At 56.2% G+C, this 13,711-nt stretch carries 14 protein-coding genes; 4 read left to right on the plus strand and 10 right to left on the minus strand.

Going from position 1 to position 13,711, the window contains the following annotated elements:
• Nucleotides 1–67: 67 nt before the first annotated feature.
• Genes traA through LMH93_RS28175 form a run of 7 tightly spaced genes read right to left on the minus strand, consistent with a single transcriptional unit; the run spans nucleotide 68 to nucleotide 4,682 of the window.
• Nucleotides 68–409 (minus strand): TraA family conjugative transfer protein, encoded by a 342-nt coding sequence (traA, locus tag LMH93_RS28145; RefSeq protein WP_054893907.1) that lies wholly within the window; start codon nucleotides 407–409, stop codon nucleotides 68–70.
• 19 nt (nucleotides 410–428) lie between these two features.
• Nucleotides 429–1,037, minus strand: a complete 609-nt coding sequence (traV, locus tag LMH93_RS28150; protein WP_082412207.1) for a type IV conjugative transfer system lipoprotein TraV — start codon at nucleotides 1,035–1,037, stop codon at nucleotides 429–431.
• Between the two features lie 14 nt (nucleotides 1,038–1,051).
• On the minus strand, nucleotides 1,052–2,254 hold the full coding sequence (locus LMH93_RS28155) for a TraB/VirB10 family protein (RefSeq protein WP_054893908.1): 1,203 nt from the start codon (nucleotides 2,252–2,254) through the stop codon (nucleotides 1,052–1,054).
• Between the two features lie 2 nt (nucleotides 2,255–2,256).
• Nucleotides 2,257–3,102, minus strand: coding sequence for a TraK domain-containing protein (locus tag LMH93_RS28160; RefSeq protein WP_054893909.1), 846 nt, complete (start codon nucleotides 3,100–3,102; stop codon nucleotides 2,257–2,259).
• On the minus strand, nucleotides 3,099–3,731 hold the full coding sequence (locus tag LMH93_RS28165; RefSeq protein ID WP_023383786.1) for a TraE/TraK family type IV conjugative transfer system protein: 633 nt from the start codon (nucleotides 3,729–3,731) through the stop codon (nucleotides 3,099–3,101). Before LMH93_RS28165 ends, LMH93_RS28160 begins: the two co-directional genes overlap by 4 nt.
• A 58-nt stretch (nucleotides 3,732–3,789) precedes the next feature.
• Complete coding sequence (traL, locus tag LMH93_RS28170) at nucleotides 3,790–4,074, minus strand: type IV conjugative transfer system protein TraL (protein ID WP_054893910.1); 285 nt, start codon at nucleotides 4,072–4,074, stop codon at nucleotides 3,790–3,792.
• Nucleotides 4,071–4,682 carry an OmpA family protein gene (locus LMH93_RS28175; protein WP_054893911.1) on the minus strand — a complete coding sequence of 204 codons (612 nt, stop codon included), beginning with the start codon at nucleotides 4,680–4,682 and terminating at the stop codon, nucleotides 4,071–4,073. The genes traL and LMH93_RS28175 overlap by 4 nt, the downstream gene beginning before the upstream one ends.
• Before the next feature lie 222 nt (nucleotides 4,683–4,904).
• On the opposite strand from LMH93_RS28175, the gene LMH93_RS28180 reads away from it, so the two are divergent.
• The 4 genes from LMH93_RS28180 to LMH93_RS28195 all read left to right on the plus strand — a co-directional run bounded on the left by LMH93_RS28180 (nucleotide 4,905) and on the right by LMH93_RS28195 (nucleotide 9,786).
• A complete protein-coding gene (locus tag LMH93_RS28180) occupies nucleotides 4,905–5,777 on the plus strand; it encodes a hypothetical protein (RefSeq protein WP_054893912.1) in 873 nt (290 codons plus the stop codon).
• Nucleotides 5,778–5,841: 64 nt separating this feature from the next.
• Nucleotides 5,842–7,602, plus strand: a complete 1,761-nt coding sequence (locus LMH93_RS28185; RefSeq protein ID WP_054893913.1) for a type IV secretory system conjugative DNA transfer family protein — start codon at nucleotides 5,842–5,844, stop codon at nucleotides 7,600–7,602.
• Complete coding sequence (locus tag LMH93_RS28190) at nucleotides 7,595–8,869, plus strand: hypothetical protein (RefSeq protein WP_054893914.1); 1,275 nt, start codon at nucleotides 7,595–7,597, stop codon at nucleotides 8,867–8,869. The genes LMH93_RS28185 and LMH93_RS28190 overlap by 8 nt, the downstream gene beginning before the upstream one ends.
• An 11-nt stretch (nucleotides 8,870–8,880) precedes the next feature.
• A complete protein-coding gene (locus tag LMH93_RS28195) occupies nucleotides 8,881–9,786 on the plus strand; it encodes a hypothetical protein (protein WP_023383780.1) in 906 nt (301 codons plus the stop codon).
• A gap of 46 nt (nucleotides 9,787–9,832) precedes the next feature.
• Here the strand turns inward: LMH93_RS28195 and LMH93_RS28200 are convergent, their stop codons facing one another.
• From LMH93_RS28200 to ligA, 3 genes are all read right to left on the minus strand, one after another.
• On the minus strand, nucleotides 9,833–10,369 hold the full coding sequence (locus tag LMH93_RS28200) for a YcbK family protein (protein WP_054893915.1): 537 nt from the start codon (nucleotides 10,367–10,369) through the stop codon (nucleotides 9,833–9,835).
• Nucleotides 10,370–10,511: 142 nt separating this feature from the next.
• Nucleotides 10,512–11,579 carry a toprim domain-containing protein gene (locus LMH93_RS28205; RefSeq protein ID WP_023383778.1) on the minus strand — a complete coding sequence of 356 codons (1,068 nt, stop codon included), beginning with the start codon at nucleotides 11,577–11,579 and terminating at the stop codon, nucleotides 10,512–10,514.
• A gap of 60 nt (nucleotides 11,580–11,639) precedes the next feature.
• Nucleotides 11,640–13,646, minus strand: a complete 2,007-nt coding sequence (ligA, locus tag LMH93_RS28210; RefSeq protein WP_060495169.1) for an NAD-dependent DNA ligase LigA — start codon at nucleotides 13,644–13,646, stop codon at nucleotides 11,640–11,642.
• Between the last annotated feature and the right edge of the window lie 65 nt (nucleotides 13,647–13,711).

Genomic DNA, 13,711 nt, shown 5'->3' on the forward strand with positions numbered 1-13,711 from the left:
GGAGGGCAACCCGCAGGCAGAGCCAGTTGAAAAGGCGCACTAGCGACCTAGTGCGCCTTGAGGGGCGTTACAGCGTTGCGGTGAAGATGTTGGTCAGTACGCCTGGGCCAACGCTTGCAGAGAGCGCTACGGCTACGCCGGTCACAACGGCCATGACCGATTGCTTGACCACGCCGATTGCCAGGCCGGTACCGAGGGCACCCAGGGCAAAGACCTTACCGAGGGAGCCGGTCATCCAACCGTCGAGGCTGATGACGATCTCGTTGAAGGTGGAGTCGGCGCCGGCGGTCACGTCGACGGCGACAGCCAGACCGACCACAGCCATGCTCACCAGGGCACGTTTGTCGATTTTCTTGAATGGAGCAGCGGCTACTGCGGTGGTTTCGATTTGTGCGATTTGTGCGGTCATTGTGTAGCTCCCAGTGTTATCAGTTCAGATTGATGTCAGTTGTGGATGGGATTGCGGACGACGTAACTTGCGGTCCGTAATTGGTTGGTTCTGCAGCAACGTTTTCCGATTTAGGGGCGGCAACATTGACTGGCGGTACAGCGGTTAACTCAAGGTGAGGAACAACCATGCCTTGGCCTGAGTATTCGGATTTTCCGAACGACCAAGTGCGTGGCTGAATCTCGGTAAAGAGGTAGGACGGAAAGTGCAAATCGTCCTTGCTGTCGATCCACGGAGCGATCCAGATGCGCATGACTTGGGCTGGAACTCGAACCGGTCGAGCAAGATCCGCAACAGCTGGCCCTGGCACACCATTGGATACCTTGAGGTTATGCTCAGAGCCGGCAGTCTTTCCCATGTCGTCACCGTACTTTACGTTCGGTGCCTTCTGACCAATTGGCATATCGCTGTCGGTCAGCGCTGGGCTCTGTTCTGTGGACTTGTAAACAGCCATTGGCGACTTACAAATGATGCCTTGCGGCATGCCTGGGCATGAGAACTCGTCATCGCCGGCGGTATTCAACCAGGACGAACAACCACTCAGAAGAGCAATAGGCAACAGCGCTGCGACTAATGCAGTACGTTTCATATGATTACCTTTCATCATTTCAGTTCGATCCCTTTCACCAGCATGATCGTAACTTTGCGGCCGGCGTCGATCTCAACTACCGGAGTCATTTCGCGAGCCATCTCCATGTAGAATTTGGCAATTTCATTCGCGGAAGTAGAGAACCCTTTAGCAACACCAGTTTGCAGAATGGTCGATGTGTCAGCGCTTTGGGTTTGAGTGGTGCTGCTGTCACCCAGGCTCAACTGCGGGATTGTTTGTGGTGTCATGCCCTGTGCGAGGCCCGAGAGACCGCCGGCAACCAAAGTTTTGGCAATCATCTGGCCCTGCTTGGACACGAGTCGACCACGCATACCGACCCGCCCGTCCTCGCCAACGATGTAACCTTCCATCTTCCCTTCGATGATCTTTCCGTCTTTGCGTACGCAAGAGAAAGATTCTGTCCGGAGCATAGCGCGCTCACTGGAAAGAACACCGTAGCCAGAAGCGAGCGCAAAACATTCTTTAACATCGACGCTGTACTTGTTTGGCAGTACGGCGTCAGACTTGATTCGCATGGTCGTCGGCACAGGGTTTTTCTGCGTTGTGGAGCTGGTTGGCGCGTCCATACCGTTCAGCAGCACACCTTCGAAGAACGAACCGGCTGGCATCGCCGGGGTCGGCTTCTCTGCCTGCTTCGGGGCCTCATTCCGGGCCGTTTGGGTACCGCCAGTGACCCGCAGGGTTGCTACCTTCGGTTTCGGCTCTTGCAGGGCTTCACCAGTGCCAGCTGCGCTTTCATAGCCTGGCAACGCAGCATTCAGAGCTGGAGCGGTACCGCCCTTGCTAAGCTCCAGTTTGTCCATCCGATCACCCAAGCGCTTCAGCTCGCGAAGCGTGTCCTGGGTAACAGGGTCAGGCCGTTGCCCCCGCAGTCGTTCTTCTTCAAGGGCGCGTAGGCGATCATCTTTGCGATCTTGCTCCATCTGCTTGAGCGATTGGCCGATCTCTTTAAAACGTTTGTCCTGTAAAGCCAATTTAGCCATGATCTGCTCAGGAGTATTATTATCTCCACGAGGCAAGAGCAGCTTGGTGTCGGAAGTGCCTTCGGTTTTCGTATTGTTCTTGGGCTTGTCATTGCCAACAATTACAGAGCCGACAATCATCAAGAAGCCTAAAAGGCCAATAATTGCAATTGTCGATCGAACGCCTGGGCTAAGATCTTGCCACTTATCTTTCAGCTGGTCTTTGATAGCCATGCTTAATTCCCCGTAGCCGACTTATCAGAGACGATGAACACATCAGTGGTCATGCCGGCACGTAGGGTGGCTGTCGGGAAGAAAGACACAGCGCGGACACCATCGCTGTAGAACGTACCTTCATCAAGATCGACGTCGGTTTTGGACGTTCCTTGCAGGCTGTAACGATAAATATCGTACTCTGGGCCGGAGTAACGAACTTTTGGATAGGCAATTACGTTGCCAATGTTCGCGGCCGACGCAGGCAACAGACCTTCACTGAAGCCTTCAGGGGTTTTGCCGAGAGCTGCTTCTCGCAACACGTAACGAATAGTATCGGTGTAGTTGTTGCTGTCGGGCGCCTGGTTCTCGGACGCATGACCGCCAGTTTCCACCATCGGCTTGTCCAGTTGCAGCGTAATGGTCTGCTGTGGGAGCTCCTTCGGAATCAGGGTCAAAGAAATGACCGGGTCGTTTGGATTAGAACCAGTCACGTACAGTGCGACTGGCTTATCCTTCGTCTTCATCGTCGCATAAAGCGATTGACCGATCGTACTGATATCCAAATCATCAGGTTGCTGGTCGACTGCTTTAGGCGAAGCGAACGGAGTGGAAATCCGGTTCGGCAAGATGTTCGAAACGTAAATAACTTCGTTACGGTCCGAGCTCACGCGAACTACCTGGGTGCGCGAATCAGATTCGGCGCCAGGCATAACGCCCAAGCCAGGCAGAGGCTGCGCTTCGACAGGTTTGACTCGTTTTGCTGCCGTAGGAACAGGCGGCAATTTTACTTCCGCCATCCCATCAGCCCATGAGATGGATGCATGGATGGTGGCCAGCACGATTAGAGCAATGGCTGAGCGTTTCACTGAAGCGCCTCCTTGGTTGGTTCTGCTGGCTTAGGCGGGTGAGACTGAAGCCACTTGAGTGTTTTTGGGGTGCTGCCTGGGTAGTGGTCCATACCCGTGATCCAAGGGCGGCCCGCACGCATCTCGATGACGTACTCGACCACTTGGTAGTCCGGTTTGGGCTTGCCGGTTGCGCTGCGAGACTCCATCGAACCGAGAATGAAAACCTTCTTCGTCTCCTTCTCGTAGCTGATGTCAGTGGCGTTCCAGGACACAGAACCAGCATTCGTTGCGAACACGGGGTCGTTGGCCAACACGAACATCTTCTTGCGCACGTCTGCGTAGATCTTCGGATCAACGAAGGCGCTAACAGAGTCGGCAATGAAATTCACGTTCTTGGGCGTGACATTGCCCATCAAAGTCGAGGCATAAAGGCCAAAGGACTTGATGTACTCGTCGTCCGCGTTGTTCCAGCCAACCTTCACGGCCTTGTCCAGGTTCGGCGGCACCAAACGTGTGGTTTCGTGCTGCCCCATTTGGTTGAAAGTGAGCAGCAGGACCGATACCGAAAGGCACGCGATCGACAAGGTCTGGAAGTTTCTGAGACTTTTCAGCCCTTCCATCGTGTTCTGCATTTTCTTGATCTTCATTGCGGCCTCAAAGCGCTATCGAATACATAACGCGTACAAATAAAGTCGTTCGAAAGCTTTAGTAGAAGTAGTCGCGCTTCGAAGAGTCGTCGTAGTGTTTATTCAGCCCCATGACGCCTGCCTCGTAGCAGAGGTGATGCAGAATGCCGTCCAGTGCACCGCTCTTGAAACGCTTAAACCGCTTTACTGCGTACCAGCCGCCGGCGAGGGAAGCGATGGTTGCCCAGCCCCCCAGTGCGATACCTGCGCCCAGGCAGCCAATGAAGATCGCAGCCTCATCGATTTCCCAAAAAAGTAATTGCGTCTGACTGTCAACGTAGCGCGGGATATCAATCTCCTTCACAGAGGTTTCCCCGCAGCTTTAACGATGTCGACCTCGACCCGACGGTTCATCGAGCTATCGGAGCTAGATACAGGGTCACGCTTGCCCCGGCCGTAAACCTTGATGTTTTTCTTCTTAACACCGTGCCGAACCAGGTAACGCGCAGCTTCGATGGCGCGGTTCTCGGACAGGCGCTGGTTGTAAATCGCCTCGCCCACTTCGTCCGCATAACCGATCAGGGTGATGGTGCTGCCGACGCGAAGTGCGTCAGCGATGACGTTGGTCAGCGGCCACCAGCCCGTAGGCATGCTCTTGTCGAAGTCAAAGTAGAGCGTGGTCCGCGTGTGACGGGCCTCCTCGGCGATCTTTGCATCTTCTGCATCGAGCAGAGCCTCTTCTGCCGGCATCAGGGCCCGAGGCCTGGCTGGCTCAGTCACCGTCCAGACCGGAGATTCGGCTTTCTTCTGGGTGTCGCGAATGGATTCAACAAGCGCGTGCCCTGCATGCGCGGGCTCAATCGCAACGCCGTAGCTGTCTGGAACCACTACCTGTCGCACATCAACGGCACCCGCGGTGCTTGCTGAGAGCGCAAGCGACGCAAGCAGAATGGCTCTGTTCAAGGTGATCATAGAATACTCGTTGGTTTGGAATGCTAAATAACACGTAGCGATAATACAGATAGTTGGCTTTTTGTTGCAACCGTCCTCTTGTGGCGCCTAAAATATAGCGACGTGTTACGTATTGCAAACGCTTTTGGCGATTTCGCGGTCTAGCCCCACCACCTTATCAGCAGCTGTGCTTCATACCCCTGCATTAGGTATTCCCTCTTTGCAGAGTCGTAGGAGTCAAAAATGCAAACCAGAACAGACGCAGCAACCCACCAAAGCTCGGCCAACGGCGAATCGCTGTGGGCCAGCCAGGGCCAGGCCGCGGCTTCTATTGGCCTGCAGGTGTGGAACAAGGTTGAGAAGACCAATCCTGATGAGACCAAGTCCTTCAACAAGGGTGGTTTCCAGGGGACCGCGATCGCGCCCATCTATCAGATCAAGCGTGCTACTGAGGTTTTCGGACCTTTTGGCCTTGGCTGGGGTGTCGAGCTGATCAGTGAAGCGTACGTGGACGGGAAACCGTTCGTTGTGGATGGCCAGGTCGTTGGTAAAGAAGTCATTCACAAGGTGTACGTTGAGCTGTGGTACCTGCAACAGGGATTCCGCGGTTCAGTGAAGCAGTTCGGCGCTACCACCTACATCACGCGAGATTCCTACGGAATCATCAGTAGTGATGAGGATCACGCCAAGAAAAGTCTCACAGACGCAACTTCAAAATGCCTTTCGTTGCTTGGCTTCAGTGCCGATGTCTTCACTGGCAAATTCGATGACACCAAATATGTCGAGGGTCTCCGCGAGGAAGCCCAGCATGGTCAGGTAAACGAATCAGTTGGAGGCACAACAGGTGCAGCTGAGACTGTTCAATCAGATACCCAACAGCAGACATCGACGCAACCGCCAGAGAAATCTCGGTACCAGAAGTACAAGGATCAGCTGGATCAAATTGCTCAAACCGGGCAGACCGTAAAGGACGTGCCAGGCGTTCGGACCACCATCGAGCAGGACAAGCTCCTGTCGCAGATGGAAATCCAAACGCTTTTGCAATCGCCGCTGCTGCGCTTACCCGCAGCAGAGAAAGACAATGCGCAGGCTTCCGAGTCGAGCGTTTTCCTCTAACCCCCACAACCCGGGCGCCTCATGGTGCTCGGGTTTTTTTGTGCGTAGCTTAAGGCTCACCTCCATGAGTATGGATCAGATACTTCGCTCGAAAATCGGTGGCTTCAAAGACACCCTGGCACTGAGTTCGATCGGTGCTGGTGGACTTCTGACATCGCCTTTTTTCAGCTCTGTGCCGGCCACCCTCCCCCTCGCCATGGGGGCTGCGGGTGCGGCGTACGTGGGCAACCGTGTCTTTGATTTCTGGAAGAACCAGCTCCTCCTTGAGTCGAAGATCAATATCCGCTCGGCTACCGATCTGGCGCACGGAGATGGCTTGCTGCTTGGCTTCACTACCGACACGGGACAGCCTGTACGTGTCCCTGATGAAGACTTCATGCGGCATGGATTTATCCTGGGCCAGTCCGGTGTAGGTAAAACCGTATTGGGCAAACTGATGATGTTCCAGCAGATCCAGCGTGGCGGCGGCCTGACGTTCATCGACGGTAAGATGAATGCGGACGACATTCAAACGATCTACCAGTACTGCGTCTGGGCGGGCCGCGAGCAGGATCTGCTGATTCTGAACCCGGGTAACCCATCACTCAGCAATACATACAACCCCATCCTCAGGGGTGACCCTGATGAGATCGCCGCCCGCATCCTGTCCATCATTCCCTCTACCGAGAATAACCCTGGCGCTGACCACTACAAACAGTCGGCGAACCAAGGCATCACCACCCTCGTAGCGGCAATGCAAGCTGCTGGCCTCGCTTACAACTTCATCGACTTCACGATCCTGTTGATGAACCACAAAGCGATCGAGGAACTGGAAACCCTGCTCAAGAAGACCCAGCCTCACAACCCGGCGACCAAGAACTTCTCCCTGTTCCTTGAGCAATACAAGATCGGCGGAAAGCCGGGCATGGAGAACGTGGTTGACATCAAGCGGATGAAGGAAACGTTCGGCGGTCTTGCCGGCCGGATGTACTTGTTCGGTACGGGGAAATTCGGTGACGTGATGAACACCTACGCCCCCGAGATCGACCTGTTCGAAGCAATCCGGGCGAAGAAGATCATCTACGTCGCTCTCCCGACGATGGGTAAAAACGAAGCCGCCTCCAACTTCGGCAAGATGTTCCTGGGCGACCTGCGTACGGCTATCTCGTGGATCCAGGCGCTGCCTGAAGAGGACCGGCCTAACCCCCCGCATTTCAATTTCATGGATGAGCTGGGCAGTTACGCCGTTCAGTCGCTAGCACGCCCCTTTGAACAGGGGCGCAGCGCGCAGATGGCACTGTTCCCCGCAGCCCAGACCTTGGCCAACCTGGATGTGGTTTCTCCTGACTTCAAAGAGATGGTCATCGGTAACACCTGGACCAAGATCTTTTTCAAGATCGGTACCCAGGCCACGGCCGTTGAGTGTGCAGACCTCATCGGCATGAAAATCGGTATCACGAAGTCATTGAGCGGTACGCAGAACGAAAGCAGTAGCACCCCCCTTCTCAATGTGGCGCCAGAGGGTGGCACCGGTGCTGCCGCCGGCATATCGGTCGGTGAGCGAGAGCAGGAGGAGTACAAGGTCTCGCCGGATGACCTCAAAGCGCTCGGTAAGGGGGAATGCATCATCCAGTACGGCGGAGACCAGATCTTCAACGTCCGGGTGCCGATGATCAGCATCGACAGAAAGCTGCAGAAAGAAATCGGCCCTATTCGAATCAACCACTTCCGCAGGCCGTCCGTTAAGGGTGCGGACTTCTTCAAGAATAGTGACAAGTACCTGGGTGGCAGCGGGCTGCCCACTGGTGGGCGGAAGAAACAACAGGAGCAGCTGAGAGATGAGTAACGTAGAACCTAAGGGCGCTCATGTTGTGCCCGGGCATACCCTTGTGCTCGATGAGAGCACTGAGGGCCAGGGGCAACTGATCAGGGAGGTGATTCAGCGACGCATTGCAGCCGGCGCTGCGGTCTTCGTGGTCGGCTCATCGGTCGATGAATCACTTTTGGGAGCGATGATCGGCGCCAGCACTGCAGTTGGCCGGGGAGCTGATCTGCTCATCGTGAATCCTGGTAGTCCCGCCTTGAGCCATACCTACAACCCGGTGCTGCACACAGCTCCTACCAAGGTCGCGAGCCATGTCTTGAATTTCCTCGCGGATCAGGATGCGACGGCAGGTCACGATTCAACCCCAACCGCAGCTCTTGTTCGGGCGATTGTGTCCTCGCTGCAGCTCGCTGGCCTGCCCTACTCGTACCTTGATCTGGGTATGTTCGTGATGAAGCCTGACGCTATTTCAGCGCTGATCGAACACATGGCCACTGCATACCCTCGTTCAGTGCAGCTGGGAGCCCTGCAGCAGGCCTGCAAGGCCTTTCAGGATGATGTTGGCGACATCTGTGCGGTAAAGCTGAAAGGACGCTTCTCGGGCCTCGCTGGGAGCATGTGCATGCTCGGCGCCGGTAGAGCGGGTGAAGTGTTCAACAGCTACCAGCCTGACGTCGTGCTGCACGAGGCGCTGGTAACACGAAAGATCGTGTATCTCGCAATTCCCTACATCGGCCGAGGCCAGGCGGCGTCCAATCTCCGCCGCATCGTGATCTCGAATCTGGCGGATGCTGTTCTGCGGTCGATCGGTGAGCCTGGTGCACCCACTGCGCTGGCTGTGTTCACCGATCCAGGTGGTTGCAATGACCCGAGCATCGAGCAGCTGCTCTCGCCACAGACTGAGCAGGTGATGAGCGTATGGGTTGCAGCTGGTTCGCTCGACGATCTTGGGCGTGAGTCTCTGGATCTGCGCGAGGCCTGCCTGAGTCGAGCTCGCAACCTGGTTCTGTTCAAACCTCAATCCGAGTCGGCAGCGCAGGTCTATTCGCAGCTGTTGCCTACGGAGCCTGAGCAAGCCCAGGGCACAGGGGATGTGATGCAAAAACTCTTGTCGATGGGCACCACCGACTACGCGATTGTTTCCGGCGAGCACCAGGTGACCTGGGCGAGTGTGGCCACCCCTGGTGAAGTGAGGTTCGCCACAGCGGCCGACATCAGATGGCCGGCCAGGCGCCAGCATGCCCGAATGGCTGGCGCAGATCAATTCACGCAAACAGTTCCGGTTTAAGGGTGGTGCCAATGAACGAATTCACTGATATGCCCCTGGGCAACGAGGAAGAAAATGATGTCTTCGGATCTGAGCTTCTATCTGACGATTCTGGCGGTCTTTCTGATCCTGGCGATGTTCGTAACTGGCTTGAGAGCTTTGATAGCGCCAATCTTTTCGAAGGTCTTGACGCCTTCGATCTTGATAACGCTGCAGACGATGCTCAAGTGGATTTTCTGGGGACTGACGAAACTGTGGTCGAGTCATATCCTTTTGCTGAAGAACTTGGGCTCGCCGCACTCAATAATCTATCGAACCTTGGAGCGCAAAGACGAAAACTGAAGAAGGATGAGCTGCGCCGGCTTGATGAAGAGGATTTCGAGGACGGCGTAACGCGTCTCGCGTTTCGCATCATTAAGGCCAACGTCGAGGCTTTGTTCGCGAAGAAACTGCCGACCGATGTGTATGTGACAGCTGCCCAATGGGTGTTCGGGCCTACCCTTGGCGACTGGGCATTTGATAAGTGCTGTGAGGTGCTTGGAGCTCGCAAGGACGTCATTCGTCTGCGGATCCACTACGAGTTCTGGCGTCGCTGGTACGTGTTCCCGGTCGAGTTTCCTTTCATGATCGACCCCGTGCCAGAAGCTGTTGCGGATGAGATCTTCATCCTGGCCGGTGATGAAGGGTACGATCTTGCTCGGGTAGCGTGGGGGCAGCCTGGCATTCGATCGGCTGACCTGCTGGCACTCGCATCCGGCGGCAATGTCACAGAGGCCTATCGTTCGGCTTTGGAGCGGCTGTGTGATCGATACATGCTGAGTCAGCAAAATGATTGCTGGTACCTCACCGGCCGTAACCCAGCACTGAGGGCCGTGGACCTGGCCTTGCTCCCTCACAAGCCCCTCGTCAACCAGATCTCCTGGTCCAGCATGTTCTAAGCATGATCGGGGGCAGCCAGGCTCTTCATCGAGCGAGAGCCTGGTACTATCCCCGCCAGACCCTCAAATTTCCATCGTCTACGTGAATGAAGTTCCGGCCTGGGTAAACGCCCACGCCGCCGCCCTCAAGATATAGGGCTAGTCGTCGAAGGTAGTCTACCGGTACGCCTGGCACTGTGAGGTCGCAAGCGCCACCTCTTAGGTGCGCAGAGTGCTTTTTGCCACCCACCTTCTTGTTGGTCGACTCTTCGCGATACCCTGAAAGCACGATGATGGGCTTCGTTATCCCGTGAATTTTGAACCAACCTTGAATTCCTGCGACGTCCAGGAGCACAGGGCTCATCTGCACAGCCTTGCCCGTGTGAACATCGCGCATCAGTCGGCACACGGGGTCATAGCCGGACCAATCGAGTCGACCGTTCTGGTAATAGACCTTGTCGACCTCCTCCCACTGCCCGGGTTTGATCTCACGCTTCAGCCAGAGACGTCTGGGTTGATCCCAGAAGGTGCTGGCGCTTGAGAGCAGCGGAGTTGAGGAAGCGGCCAAGCCGAGGGCATATTGCAGGAATGTTCGACGGTCCAAAAGGGGGGCTCCACTTCTCTGAGCGGTGATTTTATCACCCGTATTGATGTATGTGTACGCGTTATGAATCTACCGACGCACTCCCCGGGGTCGCATTGTAACAAGCCAAAAAAACCCGGCTGCGAGAGCCGGGTTTGGTGGGTTAGTTTAGGAGGCCACGCATGTGCTTGAGCTGCTCGTTTAAGTCGCCGACCCGGTTGGGTGGATTGAAGGTGCCAAGGTTGGCTTCAAGAGCCACTAGCACTGGCTTGAGGTTCTCTGCAGCCTTGAAGCCCGGCTTATCAGGATCGAGCGCCTGAAGCACGTTCTTCTTGGCCATCATGTTGAACCATTCAGGCTCCCAATTCTCGCAACCAGGAAGCGCGAAGATCGTCCTTTTCGACCCCATTTCGACGGCTGATAACATGTCGATCGGACCTTCGACGATCATGAACTCACTTTCAGAGCCTTCCCAGATCCAAGGAGATTTTCCGCCGTACCGCATGGCCTTCTTCTCCCCTTCTTTGGGTTCACGCATGAGCCTAAACTCAGCAGCACAGTGCGATTGCGACCGAAACCACAGTGGCCGAAATGCACAGGCTGGCGCCTTTTTTTCGGGGTTCCACAGGCCCGCTTTCACCATCAGTTCCTGCCCTGCGACTTCAGTCAAGAACCCCTTGGCTTCCATCGGGTTGTTCGGGATTGTGATGAGGATGCCTCGGTTGCAAGCTTCCCGGGCTACATCCTCAGATATACCCCGGCCAGCAAAGTACTTCAGGGCATCTTTCGAGGGATAACTGCAAGCTTCGGCGACGCGTTGCAATACCAGCGCAAGAGCACTGTCATCGCGTTGGATCGCGTCCATGGGCTTGGGCGGAACATAGTGCTTCAGCAGCTCAACATCGGCGCCCATCAGGTCAAGACCTGCCTCCCGATGAGATTTCCCCCAGTAAAATGCCGCCGCAGCGACCACGTCACCTTGCTCACCGCACGAGTAGCAGAGCCACCCGCCGTTTTTCACGCTGATCTTCACCGAGTGAACGGAAGAAGCTCCGCATTCAGGGTTTGGACAGATGTTGTACCGAATTGCACCTGCTGATGGTCTCGCTTTCGCACCGAGCATGTGCTCGAAGAACCAGTCGAGCGGGACGTTATCTCGCACATACTCAAAGTCGACTTCATAGGCGACTCCATTAGCATCGCGCTTGTATGGTCCATTAGTTACTGACATTTTCTGGTTCTCCAGATGAAATCTTAATGCTCTGTGATGCTTCACGCCGGCCTGTAATACTCAGCCCGCGGCGGCGGCCAATAGCCGGGCTTCATCCCACACATCGATGTCCAGGTCCTTGGCGGCTTCGAGTTTCGAGCCTGCTGCCTCGCCGGCAACGACGAAGCTGGTTTTGCTTGAAACCTTGCTTGAGACCTTCCCCCCGGCTCCTTCGACCAGAGCTTTGGCAGCCTCTCTGCTGAGGGTTGGAAAAGTGCCGGTGAGGACGACAACCTTCCCTTTCAGCGAGGCCCCGCCGATGGCAGCGAAGTCGTTGGGTGTGGTGATCGTGGCCAGCCGATCTGCCTCAGCACCGAGAGTAGAATCCTCGAAGAATCGGGTGATGTTGGTGGCGGTACCATCCCCAACATCCGCGATGGCCAGCAGTTGCGCGTAAGTCGCTGCGCGGAATGCTGACCAGGACCCGAACTGCGCCGCCAGAGCTTTGCTGGTGGCCTCGCCGACACCCTCGATCCCCAGCGAGAAAATGAATCGCGGAAGGTCCGGAGCTTTCGAGCCCTCAATGCCCGCGACCAGGTTCTTCGCTGAGACCGGCCCAAACCCGGGGAGCGGTGCGATGACCTTGTCGTTCAGACTGTACAAGTCGGAAGGCATGCTGATCAGGCCGGCGGCGATCAGAGTTGAGACCGACTTGTCGCCCAGGTTGTCGATGTTCATTCCCAGCCGAGACGCGAAGTGAGCGATCTTGCCCTGCTTCTGTGCCGGGCATTTAATGCCACCTGGGCAATGCAGCTCGACGGCGCCCTGCAGGCGAACGAGGGGGCTACCACATGACGGGCACTCTGTCGGCATCACATAGTGGGAGAGGGTCTTATCGCCGATCGAGGGCACTGTCCGAACGATCTCCGGTACCACATCGCCCGCTCGGCGAACGATGACGGTGCTACCGACCTTGATACCCTTGGCCTCGATCTGATCGGCGTTGTGGAGGTTGGCGCTGGATACCACTACGCCACCGACGCGCACAGGCTTGAGCTTTGCCACAGGGGTCGCAGGCCCCGTTCGGCCGATCTGCACCACAATGTCTTCGACGACGGAGACGGCCTCCTCTGCTGGGTACTTGGACGCAATGGCGAATCGGGGGGTGCGATTGTTCCAGCCAAGGCGTTCTTGGTCGGCGAGGGAGTTGACCTTGAATACGACGCCGTCGATGGCTACTGGGAGGTTGTGGCGATTCGCACCCACCGCATCGTAGAACCCTTTGATGCCATCCCAGCCGTGGACCACGGTCGTTTCCGGGGCAATGCTGAATCCGAGCTCCAGCAAGCCCTCAATGATCTTCCACTGTTTGGTTGCCTTGAACGCAGGGGTGCCGTCGAGCTCTTGGGCGCCATACGCGTAGAAAGACAGTCTCCTGGACGCAGTTACTTTGGGGTCCAGCTGGCGCATGCTGCCGGCGGCGGCGTTGCGGGGGTTGGCGAGGGTCTTCAAGCCCTGGCTCTTGAGGCGCTCATTCACGATCTTAAAATCGCTATTGAGTATGACAACCTCGCCACGAACCTCCAGATCAGTGGCCGCTGGTAGGGTCAGGGGCAAGTTCAGGATGGTTTTGGCCTGTGCCGTTACATCCTCACCGGTCGTTCCATCCCCGCAGGTGACTGCGCGAACCAGGACGCCAGCCAAGTATCGAGCCGAAAGCGCTAAGCCGTCGTACTTCAGTTCAGCGGTGAACTCGATGTCCGCCGGCTGTGACAGCTCATCCACCACAGAGCTTGCAAATGCCCGGGCCTCTTCCTCGTTCATGGCGTCTTTGAGCGACAGCATTGGGACATCGTGTTGTGCTTGGAGGAACTCTTCCAGAACCCGGCCACCGACCCGCTGCGTTGGTGAGTCAGCGGTAGCCAGATCTGGATACGCAGCTTCCAGTTGCTCCAGTTCACGAAACAGGAGGTTGAATTCTCCGTCCGGGATCGTCGGGGCATCGAGTCGGTGGTACGCATCCATGTGTCCAGCGACCTCTGCACGGAGTTGAAGAAGGCGTTGCTCAACCTGGGCGAATTCAGACATGGTTTTTCCACTGGCAGGATAGGTGTGTGCATGATTATAAATCTGCCAGTATTATGCGTACATGT

The organism is Pseudomonas sp. CIP-10 (assembly GCF_020911845.1).
In the GTDB taxonomy this organism is placed as follows: domain Bacteria; phylum Pseudomonadota; class Gammaproteobacteria; order Pseudomonadales; family Pseudomonadaceae; genus Aquipseudomonas; species Aquipseudomonas alloputida.